25 protein-coding genes and 4 tRNA genes are annotated in these 22,169 nt (G+C 46.3%); 6 read left to right on the top strand and 23 right to left on the bottom strand.

Annotated features, from left to right (window positions below; genetic code table 11):
• From RXX31_RS23860 to mutY, 7 genes are all read right to left on the bottom strand, one after another.
• Positions 1–72, bottom strand: a tRNA-Asn gene (locus tag RXX31_RS23860).
• A 72-nt stretch (positions 73–144) separates the two neighbouring features.
• Positions 145–220: transfer RNA gene (locus RXX31_RS23855), tRNA-Phe, on the bottom strand.
• 7 nt (positions 221–227) lie between these two features.
• A tRNA-Thr gene (locus tag RXX31_RS23850) sits at positions 228–303 on the bottom strand.
• 54 nt (positions 304–357) lie between these two features.
• Positions 358–433: transfer RNA gene (locus tag RXX31_RS23845), tRNA-Phe, on the bottom strand.
• 100 nt (positions 434–533) lie between these two features.
• Positions 534–1,676 carry a membrane-bound lytic murein transglycosylase MltC gene (gene mltC / locus RXX31_RS23840; protein ID WP_317592105.1) on the bottom strand — a complete coding sequence of 381 codons (1,143 nt, stop codon included), beginning with the start codon at positions 1,674–1,676 and terminating at the stop codon, positions 534–536.
• A 97-nt stretch (positions 1,677–1,773) separates the two neighbouring features.
• Entirely contained in the window at positions 1,774–2,046 is a 273-nt protein-coding gene (locus tag RXX31_RS23835) for an oxidative damage protection protein (protein ID WP_014233043.1), read from the bottom strand.
• A gap of 19 nt (positions 2,047–2,065) precedes the next feature.
• The gene (mutY, locus tag RXX31_RS23830) at positions 2,066–3,130 is read right to left on the bottom strand and encodes an A/G-specific adenine glycosylase (RefSeq protein WP_317592104.1); all 1,065 of its coding nucleotides are present in this window, start codon (positions 3,128–3,130) and stop codon (positions 2,066–2,068) included.
• Between the two features lie 202 nt (positions 3,131–3,332).
• Here mutY and trmB point away from each other — a divergent pair, with 202 nt between their 5' ends.
• The 3 genes from trmB to glsB all read left to right on the top strand — a co-directional run bounded on the left by trmB (position 3,333) and on the right by glsB (position 6,107).
• The gene (gene trmB / locus RXX31_RS23825) at positions 3,333–4,052 is read left to right on the top strand and encodes a tRNA (guanosine(46)-N7)-methyltransferase TrmB (RefSeq protein ID WP_317592103.1); all 720 of its coding nucleotides are present in this window, start codon (positions 3,333–3,335) and stop codon (positions 4,050–4,052) included.
• A 17-nt stretch (positions 4,053–4,069) separates the two neighbouring features.
• The gene (locus RXX31_RS23820; RefSeq protein ID WP_317592102.1) at positions 4,070–5,098 is read left to right on the top strand and encodes a DNA methylase; all 1,029 of its coding nucleotides are present in this window, start codon (positions 4,070–4,072) and stop codon (positions 5,096–5,098) included.
• 88 nt (positions 5,099–5,186) lie between these two features.
• Positions 5,187–6,107 (top strand): glutaminase B, encoded by a 921-nt coding sequence (gene glsB / locus RXX31_RS23815; RefSeq protein ID WP_317592101.1) that lies wholly within the window; start codon positions 5,187–5,189, stop codon positions 6,105–6,107.
• A 296-nt stretch (positions 6,108–6,403) separates the two neighbouring features.
• Here the strand turns inward: glsB and hemW are convergent, their stop codons facing one another.
• The 7 genes from hemW to RXX31_RS23780 form a co-directional block, all read right to left on the bottom strand.
• Positions 6,404–7,579, bottom strand: a complete 1,176-nt coding sequence (hemW, locus tag RXX31_RS23810; RefSeq protein ID WP_317592100.1) for a radical SAM family heme chaperone HemW — start codon at positions 7,577–7,579, stop codon at positions 6,404–6,406.
• 34 nt (positions 7,580–7,613) lie between these two features.
• Complete coding sequence (locus tag RXX31_RS23805; RefSeq protein ID WP_317592099.1) at positions 7,614–8,216, bottom strand: XTP/dITP diphosphatase; 603 nt, start codon at positions 8,214–8,216, stop codon at positions 7,614–7,616.
• A gap of 132 nt (positions 8,217–8,348) precedes the next feature.
• Positions 8,349–8,780, bottom strand: a complete 432-nt coding sequence (locus RXX31_RS23800) for a DUF4426 domain-containing protein (RefSeq protein WP_317592098.1) — start codon at positions 8,778–8,780, stop codon at positions 8,349–8,351.
• A gap of 74 nt (positions 8,781–8,854) precedes the next feature.
• Entirely contained in the window at positions 8,855–9,145 is a 291-nt protein-coding gene (yggU, locus tag RXX31_RS23795; protein WP_317592097.1) for a DUF167 family protein YggU, read from the bottom strand.
• Positions 9,145–9,702 carry a YggT family protein gene (locus tag RXX31_RS23790; RefSeq protein ID WP_317592096.1) on the bottom strand — a complete coding sequence of 186 codons (558 nt, stop codon included), beginning with the start codon at positions 9,700–9,702 and terminating at the stop codon, positions 9,145–9,147. Before RXX31_RS23790 ends, yggU begins: the two co-directional genes overlap by 1 nt.
• Before the next feature lie 53 nt (positions 9,703–9,755).
• Positions 9,756–10,574 (bottom strand): pyrroline-5-carboxylate reductase, encoded by an 819-nt coding sequence (gene proC, locus RXX31_RS23785; RefSeq protein WP_317592095.1) that lies wholly within the window; start codon positions 10,572–10,574, stop codon positions 9,756–9,758.
• Positions 10,575–10,697: 123 nt separating this feature from the next.
• Positions 10,698–11,411 (bottom strand): YggS family pyridoxal phosphate-dependent enzyme, encoded by a 714-nt coding sequence (locus RXX31_RS23780; protein WP_317592094.1) that lies wholly within the window; start codon positions 11,409–11,411, stop codon positions 10,698–10,700.
• A gap of 28 nt (positions 11,412–11,439) precedes the next feature.
• On the opposite strand from RXX31_RS23780, the gene RXX31_RS23775 reads away from it, so the two are divergent.
• Both RXX31_RS23775 and RXX31_RS23770 read left to right on the top strand, forming a co-directional pair.
• Positions 11,440–12,480 (top strand): type IV pilus twitching motility protein PilT, encoded by a 1,041-nt coding sequence (locus tag RXX31_RS23775; protein ID WP_317592093.1) that lies wholly within the window; start codon positions 11,440–11,442, stop codon positions 12,478–12,480.
• 30 nt (positions 12,481–12,510) lie between these two features.
• Positions 12,511–13,617 (top strand): PilT/PilU family type 4a pilus ATPase, encoded by a 1,107-nt coding sequence (locus RXX31_RS23770; protein WP_317592092.1) that lies wholly within the window; start codon positions 12,511–12,513, stop codon positions 13,615–13,617.
• A gap of 232 nt (positions 13,618–13,849) precedes the next feature.
• Here RXX31_RS23770 and ruvX read toward each other — a convergent pair whose 3' ends face one another.
• The 9 genes from ruvX to RXX31_RS23725 form a co-directional block, all read right to left on the bottom strand.
• Positions 13,850–14,275, bottom strand: a complete 426-nt coding sequence (gene ruvX, locus RXX31_RS23765; RefSeq protein WP_317592091.1) for a Holliday junction resolvase RuvX — start codon at positions 14,273–14,275, stop codon at positions 13,850–13,852.
• 41 nt (positions 14,276–14,316) lie between these two features.
• Positions 14,317–14,880, bottom strand: a complete 564-nt coding sequence (locus RXX31_RS23760) for a YqgE/AlgH family protein (RefSeq protein WP_264906045.1) — start codon at positions 14,878–14,880, stop codon at positions 14,317–14,319.
• 113 nt (positions 14,881–14,993) lie between these two features.
• Complete coding sequence (gene gshB, locus RXX31_RS23755) at positions 14,994–15,944, bottom strand: glutathione synthase (protein WP_317592090.1); 951 nt, start codon at positions 15,942–15,944, stop codon at positions 14,994–14,996.
• A gap of 14 nt (positions 15,945–15,958) precedes the next feature.
• A complete protein-coding gene (gene rsmE / locus RXX31_RS23750) occupies positions 15,959–16,690 on the bottom strand; it encodes a 16S rRNA (uracil(1498)-N(3))-methyltransferase (RefSeq protein WP_317592089.1) in 732 nt (243 codons plus the stop codon).
• Between the two features lie 139 nt (positions 16,691–16,829).
• Entirely contained in the window at positions 16,830–17,525 is a 696-nt protein-coding gene (gene endA, locus RXX31_RS23745; protein ID WP_317592088.1) for a deoxyribonuclease I, read from the bottom strand.
• A gap of 115 nt (positions 17,526–17,640) precedes the next feature.
• A complete protein-coding gene (locus RXX31_RS23740; protein ID WP_317592087.1) occupies positions 17,641–18,138 on the bottom strand; it encodes a SprT family zinc-dependent metalloprotease in 498 nt (165 codons plus the stop codon).
• Between the two features lie 65 nt (positions 18,139–18,203).
• Positions 18,204–19,001 (bottom strand): DUF2189 domain-containing protein, encoded by a 798-nt coding sequence (locus RXX31_RS23735; protein WP_317592086.1) that lies wholly within the window; start codon positions 18,999–19,001, stop codon positions 18,204–18,206.
• 315 nt (positions 19,002–19,316) lie between these two features.
• A complete protein-coding gene (metK, locus tag RXX31_RS23730; RefSeq protein ID WP_317592085.1) occupies positions 19,317–20,471 on the bottom strand; it encodes a methionine adenosyltransferase in 1,155 nt (384 codons plus the stop codon).
• An 87-nt stretch (positions 20,472–20,558) separates the two neighbouring features.
• Positions 20,559–20,789 (bottom strand): hypothetical protein, encoded by a 231-nt coding sequence (locus RXX31_RS23725; protein ID WP_317592084.1) that lies wholly within the window; start codon positions 20,787–20,789, stop codon positions 20,559–20,561.
• On the opposite strand from RXX31_RS23725, the gene tkt reads away from it, so the two are divergent.
• Positions 20,788–22,169: transketolase (gene tkt / locus RXX31_RS23720; RefSeq protein WP_317592083.1), on the top strand; the 1,382-nt coding region annotated here is incomplete at its 3' end. The two genes, RXX31_RS23725 and tkt, sit on opposite strands and share 2 nt — an antisense overlap.

The raw sequence follows: 22,169 nt of genomic DNA, 5'->3' as shown, positions 1-22,169 counted from the left end.
TCCTCCTGCTGGGCTCGAACCAGCGACCTGCGGATTAACAGTCCGTCGCTCTACCAACTGAGCTAAGGAGGAATTGTTCTTTTAACAACAAAAAGTTGTTTGTGTCTTGCCAATCAGTTTAGATTAAGCAAGTGCACCAAATAATGGTGCCTCGAGGCGGAATCGAACCACCGACACGAGGATTTTCAATCCTCTGCTCTACCGACTGAGCTATCGAGGCAAAAGAATGGTGCCGACTACCGGAATCGAACTGGTGACCTACTGATTACAAGTCAGTTGCTCTACCTACTGAGCTAAGTCGGCACACTTTATTCTTTTAACTATTGTCCGTGCTAAGCACCAACAATTAATAAACTGTGGTGCCCGGAGGCGGAATCGAACCACCGACACGAGGATTTTCAATCCTCTGCTCTACCGACTGAGCTATCCGGGCAACGGAGCGCTATTAAACGGATTTTCCCGCTTTGCGTCAACCACTTTTTTTAAATAATTTCAAAAAAGCGGTTGTTCGAACGCTTTTTGCTCAACTGGTGCTAGAAAGTGTGCACAGAGTTAAATTCCTTTTTGAAATTTGTAACTTTTTCTAGGTAGCGTCGTGCTTCTGCATTGGGATGTTTATTGGTTAATGCCCAATAAACTTGATTGGGTCGTAGCGAATTTAAGTCATTCATTGCCCGCTTTCTATTGTTCCTATCGAAAGTGTTCAAAACGCCACCAGTTCCGCCGTTGTATGCGGATATCATGCTGTATTCGAGCGACGTTGGGTGGCTGACATCTTTCAAATAACGGTTTTTCAAGATGTAGAAGTAAGCCGTTCCGGTATCAATGTTGTTTTCTGGGTTGAACAGATACTCCGGGCTAGGCTGTCCTGAGCGGTTTTTTACCAGAGTAAATACATCACGTCCTGCGGTTTTCGGTACGACTTGCATCAAGCCATAGGCATTCGCCCAACTGACGGCATATGGATTAAAACTGCTTTCAGTTTTGATTATGGCGTAAATCAAGTCTTCGGCAATATCGTATTTCTCCGAAGCGCGGCGTACGATGCTGGCATATTGATAGCTGCGTTGGATGAAGTGATCTTCCACCATCGGGATCTCTACGTAGTACGCTTTTTTGAAGTCGACGTCTTTGGTTTTTATTTCGTGACTAATCAGGTAATCGGCAAAGCGGTTAGCTCGCCATGACCACTGAATAGGCTTGTTATCCTGGTCAACGACCTGTTTATAGAGAAAAGGTTGACCTTCGAGTTTGATATCTTTGGAAGAAAACAGATCGACATTCGCCGGGTCATCGGGAGTAAGTAGGGTGGTGATGATAGCGTTTTTGAGGTGCTTTTGTGGTTCGGTCGGAGACACGGTCTCAATGGTGATCACACCTTTTTGGAAGTCGACTTCGGCTCGACTGAGGTAGTTATCGATATATTTTACGTAATTGCTTTTACCTGCGAGCTTAACTTCTCGTTTCCCCCACTTTTTTTGGATATTACCTGAGAAACTACTAATTAATGAATCGAGAGCCGCGGTGTCTTTCTCAAATTGTCCTGGTAACTCGGCTAAGTTATTGGCGAAACGGTTGGTCGGTTCGTAATCGACAGCGTAAAACTTTTCGACAACCTCGCGACTGCAACCTGTTGTTAATAGAAGGGCTGCAACGATAACGGCAATTTTTTTCATGGCTAATTATTTGATGGGATGGCGTGTCAATGACACCACAAGTTTTTATGTGATGTCATTGTTTTTGAATAAACTTACTTTATTAGAACAAAGTGTTTTATTCGCTAGGCGGTGTGTAACCATCGATGTGAACGTCTTTACCTTCAAACAGGAAGTTCACCATTTCAGTTTCGATCAGTTTACGGTGCTCAGGATCCATCATGTTGAGCTTCTTTTCGTTGATCAACATGGTTTGTTTGTGTTGCCACTCAGCCCAGGCTTCTTTAGAGATATTGTCAAAAATACGTTTACCTAGCTCACCTGGGTAAAGTTGAAAGTCTAGACCTTCGCCTTCTTTCTTTAGTCGAGCACAAAACACAGTGCGGCTCATAATGACTCCTTGCATTCAATTATCGAAGTTCGTGGGGTAGCGTTTCCAGCAATAGTTTAACTGGCGCGGCTAAGCCTACTTCTTCAGGTTTAGATAAGTTATACCAAAGACCTTTGTTGGCTTCCATTATCACATTGGGTTGCTTTGACAGGTCAATCAAAATTGGGGTGATATCGAGATGGTAATGACTGAAGGTATGGCGAAAAGTGATCAGCGTTTGCTGCTGTTTAATGTCATTGGTTTGAATGCCGCGTTGTTCCAACAGCAAATCAATATCGCTTTCGACATCAACATGTTCGGTTTGTGGAAAGCAGAATAACCCGCCCCAAATTCCAGTTTGAGGTCTTTGTTCCAGCCATACTTCGTCATTATGATGAAGCATCACAAATCGGGTTTGCTTCACCGGTTTATCTTTCTTGGGCTTTTTACCCGGATAGTCGAGGACATTGTCTTGTTTTTTCGCCACACATAGATCAGCCACAGGACATAAAGTGCATTTAGGTTTGCTGCGTGTGCAGACCATGGCGCCCATATCCATCATGGCTTGATTGTACTTGTCGACGTCAGTTTGCGGAGTGTGTGTCTCGGCAATGTCCCAGAGCTGGTTTTCCACTTTTTTCTGCCCTGGCCATCCTGCAACCGCAAAGCTTCGGGAAAGCGTACGCTTAACGTTACCATCGAGAATCGCATGGGGCTGTTTATGTACCGATGAAAGTATTGCTGCTGCGGTTGAACGACCAATTCCTGGCAGCGCATTCATTTGTTCGACATCAAGGGGAAACTCACCGTTGTATTTTTGGGCAACCTCTTTGGCCGCTTTATGCAGGTTACGAGCGCGCGCGTAGTAACCGAGACCAGTCCACAGGTGAAGCACTTCATCTTGCTCTGCGTTGGCAAGGTCAATCACGGTCGGAAATCGCTCCAAAAAACGTTGGAAGTAGGGAATTACCGTAGTGACCTGAGTTTGCTGAAGCATGATTTCAGACAACCAGACACTGTATGCGGTTTTGTTTTGTTGCCATGGAAGGTCTTTTCTTCCATATGCGTCATACCACTCTAAAATGGCACTGGCGAAAGGGGTCACGACTTGCTCTGTATTCTATTATTGGTTTGGGGCAAAATTGCACCACGAATGGGTGATAAGTACAACTGTTAAAGTGTGGGGATATTACAGGGAGCTGTATAGCTTTTGAGTCGTGGCAGACCAAGAGCTCAACAAAAACTTGCACCCGAGTAAATTCTTTGGATAATCCCCGCTTTGATTAATCAATGTGCAGGCAAAATCAATGAGTGAAGTAACCACTAACGAATACAACGAAGACGGCAAGCTGATCCGTAAAATCCGCAGTTTCGTTCGTCGCGAAGGCCGCCTAACCAAGGGCCAAGAGAGCGCGATGAATGAGTGCTGGCCAACAATGGGTATCGATTACAAAGCAGAACTTCTTGATTGGAAAGAGGTCTTTGGTAACGACAACCCGGTTGTACTTGAAATCGGTTTTGGTATGGGTGCTTCACTGGTTGAAATGGCAAAGAACGCACCTGAAAAAAACTTTATTGGTATTGAAGTACACAGCCCGGGTGTCGGTGCTTGTCTTTCTGATGCTCGTGAAGCGGGTGTTACTAACCTGCGTGTTATGTGTCATGACGCGGTAGAAGTGTTTGAGCACATGATCCCGAATGATAGCCTGGCAACACTGCAGCTGTTCTTCCCAGACCCGTGGCACAAAAAACGTCACCATAAACGTCGTATCGTGCAGTTAGCTTTTGCAGAAATGGTTCGTGAGAAGCTTATCCCTAATGAAGGTGTGTTCCACATGGCCACAGACTGGGAAAACTACGCTGAGCACATGATTGAAGTCATGAACCAAGCACCAGGTTTTGAAAACATTGCTAAAGACGGTGATTTTGTTCCTCGTCCAGACGATCGTCCGCTAACCAAGTTTGAAGCTCGTGGTCACCGTCTTGGTCACGGTGTGTGGGATATTAAATACAAGCGTATTGCGTAACCAGAGGAGTTCATGGGATGTACCATTACGCGATATTAGCGAATCCGGGTCATAACCGAATTTACTTTGATAGCGCAATGACCATCGCCTGTTCGGAACTAAAAGCGATTTTAGCTTCACAAGGCGTGGATGTGACAGAGATTGGTAGTAAAGAGGTTGGCCTACCTGCCGCGCTGGTGTTTTCTTGTCAGGAAGCGCTAAGTGATGAGCAGACGCGAAGAATCGCGGCCTCTTCTATTTACTATGCACTATTTGAAGTACGTGAAGATGGTTTGCTTCGACCAATTCAAGCGCCTGCATTCAATACTTTCCCGGAGAGCATGAGCCAGATCTTGCGTTATACCGGGAAAACAAACGAACAGTTTACCCGTTTGATGGTGAATATTGGCATTAGTGCGTCCAATACAGGAAGTAAGCAACTGACCTTAATGGACCCGATGTGTGGTAAAGGTACAACCCTGTTCGAAGGTTTGATTCATGGCTTGAACGTGGTGGGTGTGGAGATCAACGCTAAATGGGTGCAAGAGATCCAAACCTTCATCGTTAAGTTTATGAAAAACGGCCGCTTTAAGCATAAAGTGAGCAAAGAGAAGCGCACTTCTGCTGGTAAGAAAGTGGCCGATGGTTTCGTGGTGGAAGCTGCAGCGAACAAAGAGGATTACAACCAGGGTAATCTTCAGAGTATGAAGCTGTACTCGGCGGATACGCGTATTGCTGACCAAGTTGTGAAGAAAAACTCGGTTGACGTTATGGTGTCTGACTTGCCTTATGGTGTGCAGCATGGCAGTAAAAATGCCAAAGACAGTAAACTGAACCGCAGCCCAATAGAGCTTTTAAAAGAAGCTTTGCCTGCATGGAAAGTGGTGCTGAAAAAGCAAGGTTCTGTGGTGTTGTCTTTCAATGAATTCACTCTGAAATGGAAAGATGTCGCGGCACTGTTTGAAGAGCAAGGGTGGAAGGTGCTTTCAGAAGAGCCTTACATCGGTTACCTTCACCGTGTGGATCAATCCATAAACCGCAATATTATTGTGGCCGTGAAACCATAATCGATTGTTCGATAACGAATCTTTGAAAAGCCAACATTCTGTTGGCTTTTTTTACCTCTGAATGAAATCAGCGATAATAAGGTGAACAATGAAACCTACAGTGGAAATTTTGACAGATATTCTGACCGAAGTTCGTCCTTTGATCGGTCAGGGAAAAGTAGCAAATTACATTCCCGCTCTGGCAAAAGTACCCAGCAACAAGTTAGGTATTGCGGTATACACCAACGAAGGTGAAGTGATTAAGGCGGGAGACGCCGATGAGCCTTTCTCTATCCAGTCTATTTCTAAAGCGTTGAGTCTGACACTGGCAATGTGCTTGTATAAGCAAGAAGAGATATGGACAAGAGTGGGGAAAGAGCCATCAGGTCAGGCCTTTAACTCTTTAATTCAGTTAGAGATGGAACAGGGCATTCCGCGCAACCCGTTCATCAACGCTGGAGCGATAGTGGTTGCTGATCTGCTACAAAGTCGTCTGTCTGCGCCTCGTCAGCGCTTGCTTGAGTTTGTTCGCCAGCTTTCCGGCGATACCCACATTGTGTATGACAAAGTGGTGGCGGCTTCAGAGATGATGCATGGTGACCGCAACGCGGCGATTGCTTACCTGATGCGCTCATTTGGTAACTTCGACAATGAAGTCATACCCGTGCTGCAAAATTACTTCCATGCCTGTGCCTTGAAGATGAGCTGTGTGGATTTGGCCAAAACCTTTAGCTATTTAGCCAATAAAGGTACGTCGGTACAAACAGGCAAGCCGATTGTCTCACCAACTCAAACCAAGCAATTGAATGCGCTGCTTGCGACGTGTGGGCTTTATGACGGCGCTGGTGAGTTTGCCTACCGTGTCGGTATGCCGGGTAAATCTGGCGTGGGCGGTGGAATTATTGCTGTCGTACCGGGGGATATGACGATTGCAGTTTGGTCTCCGGAGCTCGACCCTGCTGGTAACTCATTAGCGGGCACTAAAGCTTTGGAATTGCTTTCTGAGCGGATCGGTCGTTCTATTTTCTAGAGTTGTTTATTTGAATCAGCACAAATAAAAATGGTTCTCGCACAGAGAAAATACTTTTCGCTTAAGAACTCTCATCGGGTCATTCCAGCGAGCTCTAGCGAGACTAGGAATCTAAGATCAGCGTGTTGAGAATAGATAGAAAACTCTTTTACAACAAAGTTCTTGGATAGAAGATCCTGAATCACGCTCCTTCGTCGCTGTTAAGGATGACGGGAGACTTAAAAATGCCGTTCGCTTTGAAACGAACGGCATTCCTCATATAGAGAGGTATTTTTATGCTTTATTTTCTGTCGATGTTACTCGTCTTCTTCTGCCATAAACGCTTCGAGTAAGTCGTTTAAGAACAGCTTACCTTTCTCAGTGATCTGCCAGTGTGTCTCGGTCTCACTCAAGTAACCCAGCGCCAACGCCCAGTTGATGGTGTCTTGAATGCTACTCAGTGGTAATCCTGTAGTATCGATAAAGTCTTGTTTCGGACACGCTTCCATTAAACGAAAACGGTTCATGAAAAACTCAAACGGGCGGTCTTCATCTTCTACAAACTGTTCGGTATGCAGGTAAGGCTTAACCATATTTTGGTATGCGGCCAAATATCCACGAGGGTGCTTCACTTTCGTAGTACGAATGATTCGTCCGTCAGAGAAGCTCAGTTTACCGTGTGAGCCACAGCCGATGCCCAGGTAATCCCCAAAGCGCCAGTAATTGAGATTATGCTGGCACTGGAAACCCGGCTTACTGTAACCAGAAATTTCGTACTGTACGTACCCAGCTGCTGCCAGCTTTTGGTGGCCCAGCTCGAAGATGTCCCATAAGTCATCGTCGTCAGGTAGCGTCGGTGGCTTATAGTAGAACATGGTGTTTGGCTCGATGGTGAGCTGATACCAAGACAGGTGCGGCGGTGCCAGCTCAATTGCTTTATCCAAGTCAGCCAAAGCCTGCTCAATGCTTTGATCGGGCAGACCATGCATTAAATCCAAGTTAAAGCTGTTTAAGCCGATTTGATGGGCAAGCTTAGCGGCATTAACGGCTTCGTCCTGACCATGAATACGACCAAGGCGTTCCAGCTTCTCTTCCTCGAAACTTTGCACACCAATGGAAATTCGCGTGACACCTGCTTTACGGTAGCCAGCAAAACGTTCCGCTTCAATCGTTCCTGGGTTGGCTTCCATGGTAATTTCGATATCGGGTTTGAACGGAATACGTGCTTCAATGCCTTGTAACAGTCGTTCAATCCCTTCCGCTGAAATCAGGCTTGGCGTACCACCACCAATGAATATTGAGTGCAGCGGGCGCGGCACATCGTTTACGCCGTATTTCTCAATATCGGTATCCAGATCTTCCAGAAGAGCGTTGATGTATTGCTCTTCTGGGATTTCTGCTTTGAGTTCATGCGAGTTGAAATCACAATACGGACACTTTTGTACACACCAAGGGATGTGGACATACAAACTGAGTGCGGGGGGCGTTAACATGGATAAACTCGCTTAATATAACTTTGCTGTGTGCTTACTGAGCTGTTTTTGCCGACAGCTGAGCGAACAGAGATTTTAGTGCTTTACCACGGTGTGATAGCTGCTTTTTACGTGCAGGCTCTAGCTCTGCTGATGCACAATCGTCTTCTGGTACGAAGAAAATAGGGTCGTAGCCAAAGCCGTTCTCACCTTGAGCTTCTGTGAGGATACGACCTTCCCACATACCGTGACAGACAACTGGGGTTGGATCGTCTTTATGACGCATCAATACCAATACACAGTGGAAACGTGCTGTGCGCTCCGCCTCTGGTACACCTTCCATTGCTTTTAATAGCTTGTCTAAGTTCTCTTGATCTGTCGCACCTTCGCCAGCGTAACGCGCAGAATAGATGCCAGGTGCGCCGTTAAGGAAGTCGACTTCTAAGCCAGAATCGTCCGCGATAGCAGGCAAGCCGGTTTCTTGCGCGGCATGGCGGGCTTTAATGATCGCGTTTTCAATAAACGTGGTGCCAGTTTCTGCAACGTCAGAGACGTTGAACTCACTTTGAGCTAATACTTCGAATCCGAAATCGGATAGCAAATCAGCCATCTCACGTACTTTGCCTTGGTTGCCTGTTGCTAACACAATTTTTTTCATGAGGTTCTCTTTTCATTGCGATAAGGAGAACATGTTGTTCTCCTTATCTTTTCATTTCAACTTTAGAAGGCTTTTGGCCTGCCGGTGTCCAAAAGCTTTTAGATCATCATGATCCAACTACTCTTCGACATATCACTCTTCAACAAAAAATTTCTGGGTGAATTTAAGCTTACCTGAGCCTTTGTTTCCAGCTTTTACATCAATATCGATGGTAAAAGTTTCTTCATGCGTCACTGGTAACTCGGCTAAGTAGTAAATGGCGTCACCCTCTTTCACCTCTCGGAAGGTTAATTGCTGAGTTTGACCAATCAGGTTTTTAGCTTGCCCGCCGACTTGCGCTGCTAACGCTGGTTTTCCCAGAGATGCTCTATCCAACACACTGATATTTATGATTGCAAGGTAGCCATTACGTTTGATGTCATAGCTTCGGGCTATTTTGGGCGTCAGAAAGGTAGAGTTAAACGCCACGTAATGTACTTCGATGTCTTTCATGTTTTTGAACTGCTCGGCGAGAGTCGGGAAAGACAGCAGGCTGATTAGTAATGCGGTAATCCATTTGTTCATCGTGAAATCCTCAAAAAGACACTTCCATTTAAGTTTAATGTAAATAACCCGTTCTAAGATTAAATAAAAAGCCATCATAAGATGGCTTTTATGTCAGCAGGTATCTGAGAGGGCGATTCTATCCGAATTTGTTTGTGCCGTCCCAGTTCGCCTTTTTCTATGTGAACCAAACCCTTTGCAACTTTAAATTGCTTAGCCAGGAACTTGGTGAGGTGGGCATTTGCTTTGCCATCGACAGGCGGTGCAGTAATGGCGATTTTTAACTCTTCTCCGTGCAAGCCAACGACTTTATCGCGGCTTGCTTTGGGTTGAATATAGAGCTTTAGGACGATGTCCTCGCCATCACGCCAAACTGCGGCTGACACTACAGTTGGAACCAGATTGGGCCCACAATGTCACCCATTAGGAAGTTGGCGAATTGTAGACCGATAAACAGAACCAAGACGCTAAGATCAAGGCCACCAATCGCTGGAATAATGCGGCGGATTGGTGCACACATTGGTTCGGTTAGCTGGTGGAATACATACTCAATCGGGCTACGGCCCTGGCTAACCCAGCTTAGGATGGCACGAATCAGCAGTACCCAGAATAACAAGCCGCCAGCCGCTTTAATCAGAGACAGTAAGCCCAGGAACAGGAACTCGACACTGAAAGAAACCGCACCGCTTGATGCGATTAGGATCAGCGCAACGAACTTAAGTACACACAACAGGTACGCAAAGAGAACGGTAGCCAGGTCGATGTTACCGACAGACGGAATAAAACGACGCAGAGGACCAATCACAGGCTGAGTAGCTTTGACGATAAATTGCGAGAAAGGGTTGTAGAAGTCTGCACGCGCAGCTTGCAACCAAATACGCAATATAACGACCATGATATACAGGTCAAATAGGGTTGAGATGAGAAAACTCATTGAATTCATAAGGTACCCTTAACAAGTGGTGGATGGCTTTTTCTCTATAAGCATCCAGGTAATTAAAATAGTTTTTCCATTTCTTCCGCACGAGCAACCGCTGCCTGCATTGCTTTTGCTACGATATCAGAAAGTTGATGTTCGTTGAATGTACGTAGTGCTTCAGCGGTTGTACCACCTTTGGAAGTCACATTTTCACGCAGTGTAGATAGCTCAGTTTCAGGATTGTTTACCACCATGCTGGCTGCGCCTAATGCCGCTTGCTGAACCAACAGACGAGCTGTCTCTTTGTCAAAACCCTGCGCGATAGCTTCTGTTTGCATCGCTTCCATGAACAAGAAGAAATAAGCTGGAGCACTGCCTGCTGCGGCAATTACATTATTAATGCCGGACTCCTGTTCAACCCAGCACACTTTACCTACGGCTTCCATTAATTGAGCCGCAAAGTCTTTATCTTGCTGATTGACATGTTCTGGAGCGAAAAGCCCGCTCATACCTAAACCCAGTTGAGAAGGGGTATTTGGCATTACGCGAACCAAGTTTAGCTTCGTGGCCAGTATCTCATTCAAACGTGAACAATTGATGCCAGCAGCGATAGAAATCACCAACTTGTTGCTGAAGTCGATAGATTGCAGCGGCTTACATACTTCCGCCATCATTTGTGGTTTGACAGACAGAACCACCACATCCGCTTCTGTAGCCGCCTGGATATTATCGTTGGTGGTACGGATGCCAAAATCTTGCTCGAGTGGCAAGCGGCGTGTTTCTGAAGGAGCGGTTGCCACAATGTTTTGCGCTGGGTAACCGTTTGACACTAAGCCAGAAATAATGGCTCTCACCATGTTACCTGCACCAATAAAGGCAATCTTTTTATGTTCCATTTGTCTGATTTCCATTGTGATACTTTACAATTTATAATGCGCCAGAGTGCATAATGGCAATTAAGTATTACTGCTTAACTTTGGCGGTGAGAAGATTGAGTTATGTTCTCTATTCGATGATGGCTATTCACTTTTGGTGCTATAGTCACGTGCACCAAAAATCGCCGTTCCGATACGAACCATCGTGCTGCCTGCTTCTATCGCTGCGGTCATATCACCGCTCATACCCATGGACAAGGTATCTATCTCTGGGTATTGCTGCTGTAGCGTTTGCTTCAATGCTGCCAGCTTCTGGAATTCATGAAGTTGTGCATCATAGTCGGCTACGTTCGCTGGGATAGACATCAATCCTCTTAACGTGAGGTTGGGAAGACGAGAAATCAACTCAGCCAGCTCGAATATTTCTGCATCGGTGACGCCAGACTTTGAGTCTTCGCCACTGGTGTTCACTTGAATCAGTACCTGTAAGGGTTTTAATTCGCTAGGGCGTTGATCATTAAGGCGTTGCGCAATCTTTGTGCGGTCGATGGTGTGAACCCAATCGAAATGTTCAGCGACAAGACGTGATTTATTGGACTGAATCGGGCCGATGAAGTGCCATTCTATGCAATTATCTGGATAATGCTGATTGAAGTGCTGAACTTTATTCACGCCCTCCTGAACATAGTTTTCACCAAATGCGTTCTGGCCTGCTTGGTTAGCTTCAAGAATGGCTTCAACGGGTTTGGTTTTACTTACCGCTAGAAGTTGCACTGACTCAGGAGCACGACCACATTTTTGTTCGTCGTTGCGAATTTGAGAGGTGATATGTTCAATATTTTGTTGAATACTACTCATAGCTGTACTTTAGACTTAAGGAATTTAAATGGATATCACTGAGTTACTGGATTTTAGTGTAAAACATAATGCCTCAGATCTACATCTTTCTGCAGGTGTAGCACCAATGGTCAGAATTGATGGTGATGTGAGAAAGCTCGGTATTCCTGCATTTACACACCAAGAGGTACACCGCTTGGTGTTCGAAATCATGAATGACGCTCAGCGCAGTGAGTTCGAAGAAAAGCTCGAAGTCGATTTCTCTTTTGAACTACAGAACGTCGGTCGCTTTCGTGTCAACGCATTTAACCAGTCCCGTGGCTGCGCAGCGGTCTTTCGTACCATTCCAAGTAGCATTCCAACACTTGATGAACTTGAAGCGCCAGACATCTTCACAAAGATAGCAAGCGGACAAAAAGGCTTGGTTCTGGTCACGGGGCCTACTGGTTCCGGTAAATCAACGACCTTAGCTGCCATTGTCGACTACATTAATCGTAATCACAATAAGCACATTCTCACAATTGAAGATCCAATTGAATTTGTTCACACCAACAACAAATGTTTGATCAACCAGCGTGAAGTTCACCGTGACACCCACAGTTTCCAAAATGCCCTGCGTAGCGCGTTACGTGAGGACCCGGATGTCATCCTGGTTGGAGAGATGCGTGACAAAGAAACCATCAGCCTTGCGTTGACTGCCGCAGAGACCGGCCATTTGGTTTTTGGAACGCTTCACACCAGCTCCGCAGCGAAAACCATTGACCGTATTATCGATGTCTTTCCGGGCAGTGATAAAGACATGGTGCGTTCAATGTTATCGGAGTCGTTACGTTCTGTTATAGCCCAGAAGCTATTGAAACGTAATGGTGGTGGCCGTGTGGCCTGTCACGAAATCATGATGGCGACACCTGCAATCCGTAACCTGATTCGTGAAGATAAAGTGGCTCAGATGTACTCGATAATTCAGACCGGCGCCGCGCATGGGATGCAGACGATGGAGCAAAATGCTCGTCAGTTATTAGCTCAAGGTATTGTTTCTCACGAAGAGGCTGACAGTAAAGTCGGGCTTGATGTGCAGCAATTCTCGTAACATTCATATCAGTAAGGGTGAATACGGAAGATGGACCTGAATAAGTTTCTTGAAGGTATGTTGGCGCAGAAAGCGTCGGATCTTTATATCACTGTCGGCGCACCTATTTTATTTCGAGTGGATGGTGAATTACGTTCACAGGGGAACAAGCTGACAGAAAGTGATGTGGCGCAGTTACTCGATAACGCAATGGAGCCAGAACGTCGTCAGGAGTTTCGGAAAAGTCGAGAGTCCAACTTTGCTATTGTCAGAGACTGTGGTCGCTTCCGTGTCAGTGCCTTTTTCCAACGAGAATTACCGGGTGCAGTAATTCGTCGTATTGAAACTGAAATCCCTACTTTTGAACAACTTAAACTGCCTTTAGTGTTGCAAGATTTGGCGATCGCCAAGCGAGGCCTAGTGCTGGTGGTGGGTGCCACAGGCTCTGGTAAGTCAACCACGATGGCGGCGATGACGGGTTACCGAAACAACAACAAAACCGGGCATATTTTGACGGTAGAAGATCCGATTGAATTTGTGCATGAACACCAGCGTTGTATTGTCACTCAGCGTGAAGTGGGCTTAGATACAGAAAGTTACGAAGTCGCTTTGAAGAACTCTCTGCGTCAGGCTCCGGATATGATCTTGATCGGCGAAATCCGTAGTAGAGAGACAATGGAGTATGCGATGACCTTTGCCGAAACAGGGCACTTGTGTATGGCGACGCTCCACGCGAACAACGCCAACCAGGCGTTGGAGCGTATTCTTCACTTGGTGCCTAAAGATCAAAAAGAGCAGTTCTTGTTTGATCTTTCTATGAACTTAAAAGGGGTGATTGGCCAGCAGTTGATCCGTGATAAAAGTGGCCAGGGCCGTCATGGTGTTTTTGAGATCTTGTTAAACAGCCCGCGAGTATCGGATCTGATCCGTCGAGGTGATTTGCATGAATTGAAGTCGACCATGGCTCGTTCAAATGAGTTTGGTATGCTGACCTTTGACCAGTCGCTCTACAAATTAGTGATGCAAGGAAAGATCAGTGAAGAAGATGCATTGCACAGTGCAGACTCGGCGAATGATCTGCGTCTCATGTTGAAAACTCAGCGCGGTGAACCTCTGGCAACAGGCAGTTTGGCGAACGTTAAGATCGATATGGATTAGTGCGTTACAGACACTAAAAAGGTTGGCAGAAGCCAACCTTTTCTATTTGAGCCAGTTTATACCAATCCGGAAAATTAACTGGTCAGGGAACAGGGTTCGATAAACAAACTCGATTTGCCATGGATGGCAAATCGAAGCCCCATGGATGGGTTCATGCGTGTTTGTGTTCGATGCCTGTTTTCTGGTTCTCTATAATTAAGTATGACCACTTTCTTACTTAGGTCGGTTGGTATTACTCATTCCACAGGTTTTCAAACCAGCTTTCGAGAATAACGACTGCGGATTGGCAATCGACATTCCCTTTTGACAGCGCTTTATAGCCGCCCATTTCGAACAAGTCTGCACGCGCTTCAGTTGTGGACAAACGCTCATCATGAAGTTCAACGGGCAAACCATAACGACCATGTAAACGATTCGCGAACTTCTTTGCTCGCGGAGTAATGGTGTCCAGAGCTTTGCCATGTAGGTCTGTCGGCAAACCTACCACCAGTAAATCGGGTTGCCATTCTTTGATCTGCTTTTCGATGTCGTCCCAGTTTGGAATGCCATCGTTGGCTTTAAAAGCTTTGAGTGGGGAAGCGGTACCAGTAATTTCCTGGCCAATGGCGCTGCCGATGCTTTTGGTTCCAAAATCAAAAGCCATAATTGTACGTGACATAGGGTGTCTCAAATCTCAATCTAGGGTAACGGTCTGGCCTATCAGGCATGACCTGCATCAGAAGAAAGCTGACTCGGATCGATTCCGAGTTTTTCTACTGCTTTTTTCCAACGGTCTGTAATTGGGGTATCAAAGATGATTTCTGGCGTAGCTTCAATGGTCAGCCAGGAGTTTTCAACTAACTCATTTTCCAGCTGCCCTGCGCTCCAGCCTGCGTAACCCAAAGCAACTAAATAGTCGCTTGGCTCTGCTTCGGTCCCCAACACAGTCAGAATGTCTCGCGAGGTTGTGACGGCAAGATCATCGGTCATTTGAATACTGGATTCATAGTAATCTTTTGGTTTATGCAGAATAAAACCACGATCTTCTGATATTGGACCGCCGTTGTATACCGGCTTGTCTAGGCTAGCCTCGAACAGCCGCGGGTGTACAGGTTGTACTTTGACTTGCTTAAGCATGTTGCCCACAGTGATGTCGACTGGCGCATTGATTATCAACCCCATTGCGCCTTCTTCATTGTGCTCGCAGACGTAGATCACGCTGTTCTGGAAATAGGGATCTTTCATTCCAGGCATGGCAACTAAAAAATGGTTTGTGAGGTTCATATTCATACTGATCCTTAGGACTCAGAAATGAACTTAAGCAAGCCAGCAGTATATGCATGAATTTGCTTAAGTTATCATTTTGGCTCTCTACTATAACTGTACTATAAATTCAGTTATTCGCCTTTTACTCGGCGTTCAATGGCATCCATTAATTTGCCGGTGATTGAAACATCAAATGCAGCTTCGATTTCACGGATACACGTTGGGCTGGTTACATTGATTTCTGTCAGCTTATCGCCAATCACATCAAGGCCGACAAAAATAAGCCCTTTTTCTTTGAGTGTCGGGGCGACGGTTTGAGCAATTTTAATGTCTGTCTCACTGAGAGGACGTGCTACACCTGTACCGCCTGCAGCAAGGTTACCACGCGTTTCGCCTTTCGCAGGAATACGCGCCAGGCAGTAAGGCATTGGTTCGCCATCAACCACAAGAATGCGTTTGTCGCCATTGCTGATGTCGGGTACGAACGTTTGTGCCATGGCGTAATACTGGCCGTGATTAGTTAGAGTTTCGATGATCACCGATACGTTTGGATCGTTCTCTTTCACGCGGAAAATAGACGCACCACCCATGCCATCAAGCGGTTTTAAGATCACATCACCGTGTTTTTCACGGAACTCTTTAATCTTTTCGGCTTTACGAGTCACGATAGTTGTTGGCGTCAATTCAGGGAACCAAGCCGTAAATAGCTTCTCGTTACAGTCACGAAGGCTCTGAGGCTTATTGACGATTAATGTACCTTGCTCTTCAGCACGCTCCAGAATGTAAGTCGCGTAGATGTACTCAGTGTCAAACGGAGGATCTTTACGCATCAGGACGGCGTCTAACTCAGACAGCTCGATAGTTTGCTCTGACTTGAACTCGTACCAGCCGTTTGGATCTTCTTTGAGTTCGACCACTTTAGTGTCAGCAATGGCCACACCCTGATCGAGGTGAAGATCGTTCATTTCCATGTAGTGGATTTCGTAGCCGCGGCGTTGCGCTTCAAGCATCATGGCAAAGCTAGAGTCTTTCTTGATGTTAATGGACGAAATTGGGTCCATTACAATGCCGAGTTTGATCATTATTTTTCTCCGTTTTAACCAAGATCGCCGAAACGAACTTGTAAAGCTGTAATTGCAGTAAGAGCCGCAGTTTCGGTGCGCAATACACGCGGCCCGAGGAGCGTCTCTTCAAATTGGTATTCGCGAGTCATGTCGATTTCTTCCGACGATAAACCGCCTTCTGGGCCGATCAGCAGACGAACTTTTTCAACTGGCGTTGGTAGGGTGTTGATCGAGTATTTAGCTCTAGGATGAAGGTTAAGCTTAAGCCCATCGTACTCTTCTTTGCTCCACTCTTCCAAGCTCATGATTGGGCGAATTTCCGGAACGATGTTACGCCCACACTGTTCACAAGCACTGATGGCGATCTTCTGCCACTGGGCCAGTTTCTTCTCAAAACGTTTTTGATCGAGTTTTACACCACAACGCTCTGAAATAAGAGGAGTGATGGTGTTAACCCCAAGCTCCACCGACTTTTGAATGGTGAACTCCATCTTGTCGCCACGTGAAATCACTTGTCCTAAGTGGAGGTCTAAAGGGGATTCGATGCTGTTCTCAACGCGCTCAGTGATATCCACCAGAACATTCTTTTTACTGACTTCGGTGATCACTGCCGGGAACTCTGCGCCACTGCCATCAAATAGGAGAACTTCCTGACCTTCCTTCATACGAAGTACGCGGCCTATATGGCCAGCGGCGTCGTCACTTAAAGGGGTGATGCCAAGTTGGTGAATGGTTTCCGGATGATAAATTCGAGGGATACGCATGAGATTTCCAGCAAGAGAATAAACTTAGTTCCTAACATGGATGCTTTCCATCGAAAAAACAAGGGGCAAGAGGCGTTTCAAGTGGAGTTAATGAAACGCCTTAATAGTAAAGATTGGCGATTGTCGCTATTGGCGATGATTACAGTGCGCGACAGGCCTCTTGAACGAATGGATTGTGGTTCCCTTGGACTTTGGCAATGCGCTTGTCGCGTTCACATTCCCACTTATCAGCCGGGTAGGTTTTGTTCCAGGCGCTCATGAGTTGCGTTTGTTGCTTAGACAGTTTGAAACCATACTCTTTGCTCATATAAAGGTAGGTGCGAGCGATAGAACCGCGTGCGCGATCGGGCGGCATGACTTTGCGCTGCTTGAAGTTCACCTGGACTTCACAACGTCCATAAGTTGCGCCATCGATCCCATTCCACTGACTGAAACTGTAGTTGGAACGGTCACCATTGACTTCACCAACCGCTGGAGTCAGGTTGTGCAAGTCGGCTTCCATTGAACGGAATACTTTGTCATGTCGTGTGCAGTTTTTGCGCCCGCCGTTTTGCCAGCATTGTCGTTGGTGTCCAAATTGCCAGGCGGGTACGACGTGTTCCCACTCGATGCGTGAAGCACGTCTTTCTTGTTTCCGGATCTGGTAGCCACACGAGGCAAGATCAGGTAATCCTTTCTTGCCTTGCCATTGAATATTGCAACCACAGTAAAAGCTGGTGGGGTTATCGTGGTAAATTTTTACAGCTTCGCGCTTAGCGGCAGAAAATGAACTTGGTGGCGCGGCCACGGCGGCACTGGATAGCGCGAGAATAAATAAAGAGAACAGGTATTTCATGGTTAAAGTCTTTAAAAAGTATGACTTTATCCATTCTATCACTCAGATATTAGCTTTCGTAATAAGCAAGTTAATAATTAAAAAAGAACCTGATTGGTGATTGCTTTGTCCTGCTCTAAGTTAGCTGAACGCCTGTGAAGCTCAGAGGCTGACGACATTTCTGGCATGAATACACGGCTTGTTTGCGAAGTACCTTGTTATGGCGGCGAACGGACAGAGGATAGGTGGTACAGCGACAACGATACTCGAAGGTTTTGCCTTGAACGGAAGAGACTTCGAAACTATGTGTGGTTTTGGCCGGAACGTTAAATACGGACTCCATTACGGTTTGCCACTCTTTGCCATGAGGGCGTACGCGACCATATAGCTGATACGTGACCAGGTGAGCGACCTCATGTGGTATTACTTCTTGCAAGAAAGCTTGGGTGTTTTCTTTAAATAAAACCGGGTTGAGACGAATTTCATTGAGCTGAAGATACGCTTTGCCGGCCGCTTTACCACGCACATTAAACGTAATACCAGGAAGAGGGAATGAGCGCTTAAAAGCATGTTCAGCTAATGAGATGTAGTGCGCCATCACCTGTTTTGCTTGGTAGCTTAGTTCTATGTCCACGCTTTCCTCACCCATTCAATAAAAAGCCCCCGCAGTTGCGAGGGCTAGAGCATAACATTACTGATTTACGGTGTGTGTTTTTTCTTGATCGTTGCATGATAAGCATGCCAGGTGCCGTAGCCGAGAATAGGCATAGTAAACAGCATACCGATTCCGTAGGTGGCGAAACCAATTAAGATACCCCCACAGATGATGGCAGCCCACACTATCATTGCTGGAATGTTGGATTTAACCGCATTAAAGCTGGTGAACACAGCCGTCATCATGTCGACTCTGCGCTCCATCATTAATGGAATTGAGAAGGCTGAAATGCTAAACACCACACTTGCCAGTACAAAACCAATCAACGAGCCAATCACCAAGAAAGGCAAGAACTCGGTCAAAGGCGCACCTTGTACCGATGGATACAACGCATGTAGAAGTGAGGCAATACGCATCCAGAAAATCATACAAACGGCAAGAAGAACCGCAAATGCCCATTGAGACGTCGAGTTGCGGCCTATCGCTTTCATTGAGTGAAATAGGCGAGGTTTGTGTCCGCGTTCTCGCTCCCAACTGGCATCATACAAGCCCAAAGCTAAAAATGGACCGATAAGCATATAGACGATTAAACTCGGCATCACGACGAGATGGGTGCCTTGCCATTGTACAAGTAATACGATTCCGATTGCTGCCGCCATGAAGCACAGCCCATAAAAAGCACTAATCAGCGGCATTCGTACGAAATCATGTAACCCCAGAGCTAGCCAGTGGAACGGCGCACTCAGATTAACCGTATTGCACGGAATGGTTCTAGCGTATTCGTTATCAGGGACTTCCTTTCGTTTGCTGTGGAAGTCGGATGAATTGACTGTTCGAGGCATAACTCCTCCTTGGCTTATTCCTACGCAGTTATCTGAAACATGACCTAACCAACCCCTACTAGGTTTAAGTCATAAAAGATGCCTGGCTAACGCTTTTCCCAAGGTTGCAGTAGTCACATTAGCTTACATCAGCGTTGTTATTGCAATGTCAGTTAACAATATTTTAACTATTGGCGGAGTTGAGACAATTTACAACTATTTGGTCGAAATTTGTTCGTAATCGCTGAGGCTGGTGGATCAGAGAAGAAGAGAATAGGAGAAAACAAAAAGCCCCCGCCATGTGGCGAGGGCTTTGGAGAACCTGAGCTGGCTGGTTTATTTGATGCCAGCGAATTCGCGAAGAAGTGCTGCTTTATCAGTCGCTTCCCATGGGAACTCTTCACGACCAAAGTGGCCGTATGCTGCTGTCTTCTTGTACATTGGCTGCAGAAGGTTAAGCATTTCTTGTAGACCGTATGGACGTAGGTCGAAGAACTGACGTACAGCTTCGATGATGATGTCGTGAGAGACTTTCTCAGTACCAAACGTTTCCACCATGATTGATGTTGGATCTGCAACACCGATAGCGTAAGAAAGTTGGATTTCACAACGATCAGCCATGCCAGCTGCAACGATGTTTTTCGCTACGTAACGCGCTGCGTATGCGGCACTACGGTCAACTTTTGATGGATCTTTACCAGAGAACGCACCACCACCATGACGAGCTGCGCCACCGTAAGTATCTACGATAATTTTACGACCAGTCAGACCACAGTCACCCATTGGACCACCGATTACGAAACGGCCGGTTGGGTTGATGAAGAAGTTTGTCTCTTTATTGATCCACTCTGAAGGCAGTACAGGCTTGATGATCTCTTCCATTACCGCTTCGCGCAGATCTGGCGTAGAGATAGAATCACAATGCTGAGTTGACAGAACAACGGCATCGATACCAACGATCTTGCCTTGGTCGTACTGGAACGTTACCTGAGATTTCGCGTCTGGACGCAACCAAGGTAGTGTACCGTTCTTACGTACTTCCGCTTGTTTTTCAACAAGGCGGTGAGAGTAGGTAATTGGAGCTGGCATCAGAACTTCAGTTTCGTTACATGCGTAACCGAACATAATACCTTGGTCACCAGCGCCTTGCTCTTTTGGATCTGCTTTATCAACACCTTGGTTGATATCTGGCGACTGTTTACCAATTGTGTTGAGTACTGCACAAGAGTCAGCGTCAAAACCCATGTCTGAGTGTACGTAGCCGATTTCACGAACGGTTTGACGAGTTAGCTCTTCAATGTCAACCCATGCTGAAGTCGTGACTTCACCACCCACCATAACCATACCGGTTTTAACGTAAGTCTCACATGCAACACGAGCCTTTGGATCTTGCTCTAGAATCGCGTCAAGAACCGCATCAGAAATCTGGTCTGCAATTTTATCTGGATGACCTTCTGATACTGACTCAGAAGTAAACAGGTGCTTAGCCATGTTAGCTCCACTATATCTGGTTTAAAACTGGAGCATGATAAACGCTCCAGCGCAAAATAATACTAATATATGCAGGTGTATCTACATCTAGACGGCTATTCTAAGTTTGATTGCTCGAATTACAAGCTCTTTTTTGGTTTTTGTCACAACTAAACGTTTGCCTGCGATATTTATTATTTTGGGAGGTTCGGGGGATTTAAATTCAAAGATGTCATATTTGTGAGGTTTTAGGATGGAAATCGATTGCACACCCTGAGGGGCTTTGAGAGAATTATGACCAATTTTTTCGTTTCGCTTAACGTACTCAGGAGCAGACATGTCGTCTCGTAAACATCTTGCCAATGCAATCCGTGCTCTTAGCATGGATGGTGTTCAACAAGCTAACTCTGGTCACCCAGGTGCACCTATGGGTATGGCTGATATCGCTGAAGTTCTTTGGCGCTCTCACCTAAACCACAACCCAGCAAACCCTGAATGGGCTGATCGCGACCGTTTTGTACTTTCAAATGGTCATGGCTCAATGTTGATTTACTCGCTACTACACCTAACGGGTTACGAGCTATCAATCGATGATCTGAAAAACTTCCGTCAGCTTCATTCAAAAACTCCGGGTCACCCAGAGTACGGTTACGCACCGGGTATTGAGACAACAACAGGTCCTCTAGGCCAAGGCATTACTAACGCGGTTGGTATGGCAATGGCTGAAAAAGCACTGGCGGCTCAGTTCAACAAAGAAGGCCACGACATCGTTGACCACTTCACTTATGCATTCATGGGTGACGGCTGTCTGATGGAAGGTATCTCTCACGAAGCATGCTCTCTAGCCGGTACACTAGGCCTAGGTAAACTGATCGCATTCTGGGATGACAACGGTATCTCTATCGATGGTCACCTTGAAGGCTGGTTCTCTGATGATACACCTAAGCGTTTTGAAGCGTACGGCTGGCACGTAATCCCAGCAGTAGATGGTCACGATCCGGAAGCGATCAACGCTGCAATCGAAGCAGCAAAAGCTGACCCACGTCCAACGCTAATCTGTACTAAGACGATCATTGGTTTCGGCTCTCCTAACAAATCTGGCTCTCACGACTGTCATGGCGCACCTCTGGGCCAAGACGAAGTTCAAGCGGCACGTGAGTACCTTGGTTGGGAATTTGGTCCATTTGAAATCCCTGCAGACGTATACGCAGAGTGGGATGCAAAAGAAGCTGGCGCAGCTAAAGAAGCGGCTTGGAACGAGAAATTTGATGCTTATGCTGCGGCTTACCCAGCAGAAGCGGCAGAGCTTAAGCGTCGTCTAAACGGTGAGCTACCTTCACAGTGGGAAGAGAAAGCGAACCAAATCATTGCTGATCTTCAATCAAACCCAGCAAACATTGCGTCACGTAAAGCCTCTCAAAATGCTCTAGAAGCATTTGGTCAAATGCTTCCTGAATTCATGGGTGGCTCTGCGGACCTTGCGCCTTCAAACCTAACTATGTGGTCTGGCTCTAAATCTCTGGAAGCAGACGACTTTTCAGGTAACTACATCCACTACGGTGTACGTGAATTCGGTATGACAGCTATCATGAACGGTATCGCGTTACACGGCGGTTTTGTTCCTTACGGCGCAACGTTCCTGATGTTCATGGAATACGCTCGTAACGCGATGCGCATGGCTGCTCTGATGAAAGTTCAGAACATCCAGGTTTACACGCA

Origin of the sequence: Vibrio sp. EA2 (assembly GCF_033042495.1) — a bacterium.
Classification (GTDB): domain Bacteria; phylum Pseudomonadota; class Gammaproteobacteria; order Enterobacterales; family Vibrionaceae; genus Vibrio.
Note: the sequence above shows the minus strand (reverse complement) of the source record. Positions and strands in the feature narration are given on the sequence as shown.

Bases quoted from the DNA above. Each gene is read 5' to 3' on its own strand.
- mltC (WP_317592105.1), bottom strand. From the start codon at position 1,676: ATGAAAAAAATTGCCGTTATCGTTGCAGCCCTTCTATTAACAACAGGT.
- RXX31_RS23835 (WP_014233043.1), bottom strand. From the start codon at position 2,046: ATGAGCCGCACTGTGTTTTGTGCTCGACTAAAGAAAGAAGGCGAAGGT.
- trmB (WP_317592103.1), top strand. From the start codon at position 3,333: ATGAGTGAAGTAACCACTAACGAATACAACGAAGACGGCAAGCTGATC.
- RXX31_RS23820 (WP_317592102.1), top strand. From the start codon at position 4,070: ATGTACCATTACGCGATATTAGCGAATCCGGGTCATAACCGAATTTAC.
- glsB (WP_317592101.1), top strand. From the start codon at position 5,187: ATGAAACCTACAGTGGAAATTTTGACAGATATTCTGACCGAAGTTCGT.
- hemW (WP_317592100.1), bottom strand. From the start codon at position 7,579: ATGTTAACGCCCCCCGCACTCAGTTTGTATGTCCACATCCCTTGGTGT.
- RXX31_RS23805 (WP_317592099.1), bottom strand. From the start codon at position 8,216: ATGAAAAAAATTGTGTTAGCAACAGGCAACCAAGGCAAAGTACGTGAG.
- RXX31_RS23800 (WP_317592098.1), bottom strand. From the start codon at position 8,780: ATGAACAAATGGATTACCGCATTACTAATCAGCCTGCTGTCTTTCCCG.
- RXX31_RS23790 (WP_317592096.1), bottom strand. From the start codon at position 9,702: ATGAATTCAATGAGTTTTCTCATCTCAACCCTATTTGACCTGTATATC.
- proC (WP_317592095.1), bottom strand. From the start codon at position 10,574: ATGGAACATAAAAAGATTGCCTTTATTGGTGCAGGTAACATGGTGAGA.
- RXX31_RS23780 (WP_317592094.1), bottom strand. From the start codon at position 11,411: ATGAGTAGTATTCAACAAAATATTGAACATATCACCTCTCAAATTCGC.
- RXX31_RS23775 (WP_317592093.1), top strand. From the start codon at position 11,440: ATGGATATCACTGAGTTACTGGATTTTAGTGTAAAACATAATGCCTCA.
- RXX31_RS23770 (WP_317592092.1), top strand. From the start codon at position 12,511: ATGGACCTGAATAAGTTTCTTGAAGGTATGTTGGCGCAGAAAGCGTCG.
- ruvX (WP_317592091.1), bottom strand. From the start codon at position 14,275: ATGTCACGTACAATTATGGCTTTTGATTTTGGAACCAAAAGCATCGGC.
- RXX31_RS23760 (WP_264906045.1), bottom strand. From the start codon at position 14,880: ATGAACCTCACAAACCATTTTTTAGTTGCCATGCCTGGAATGAAAGAT.
- gshB (WP_317592090.1), bottom strand. From the start codon at position 15,944: ATGATCAAACTCGGCATTGTAATGGACCCAATTTCGTCCATTAACATC.
- rsmE (WP_317592089.1), bottom strand. From the start codon at position 16,690: ATGCGTATCCCTCGAATTTATCATCCGGAAACCATTCACCAACTTGGC.
- endA (WP_317592088.1), bottom strand. From the start codon at position 17,525: ATGAAATACCTGTTCTCTTTATTTATTCTCGCGCTATCCAGTGCCGCC.
- RXX31_RS23735 (WP_317592086.1), bottom strand. From the start codon at position 19,001: ATGCCTCGAACAGTCAATTCATCCGACTTCCACAGCAAACGAAAGGAA.
- metK (WP_317592085.1), bottom strand. From the start codon at position 20,471: ATGGCTAAGCACCTGTTTACTTCTGAGTCAGTATCAGAAGGTCATCCA.
- RXX31_RS23725 (WP_317592084.1), bottom strand. From the start codon at position 20,789: ATGTCTGCTCCTGAGTACGTTAAGCGAAACGAAAAAATTGGTCATAAT.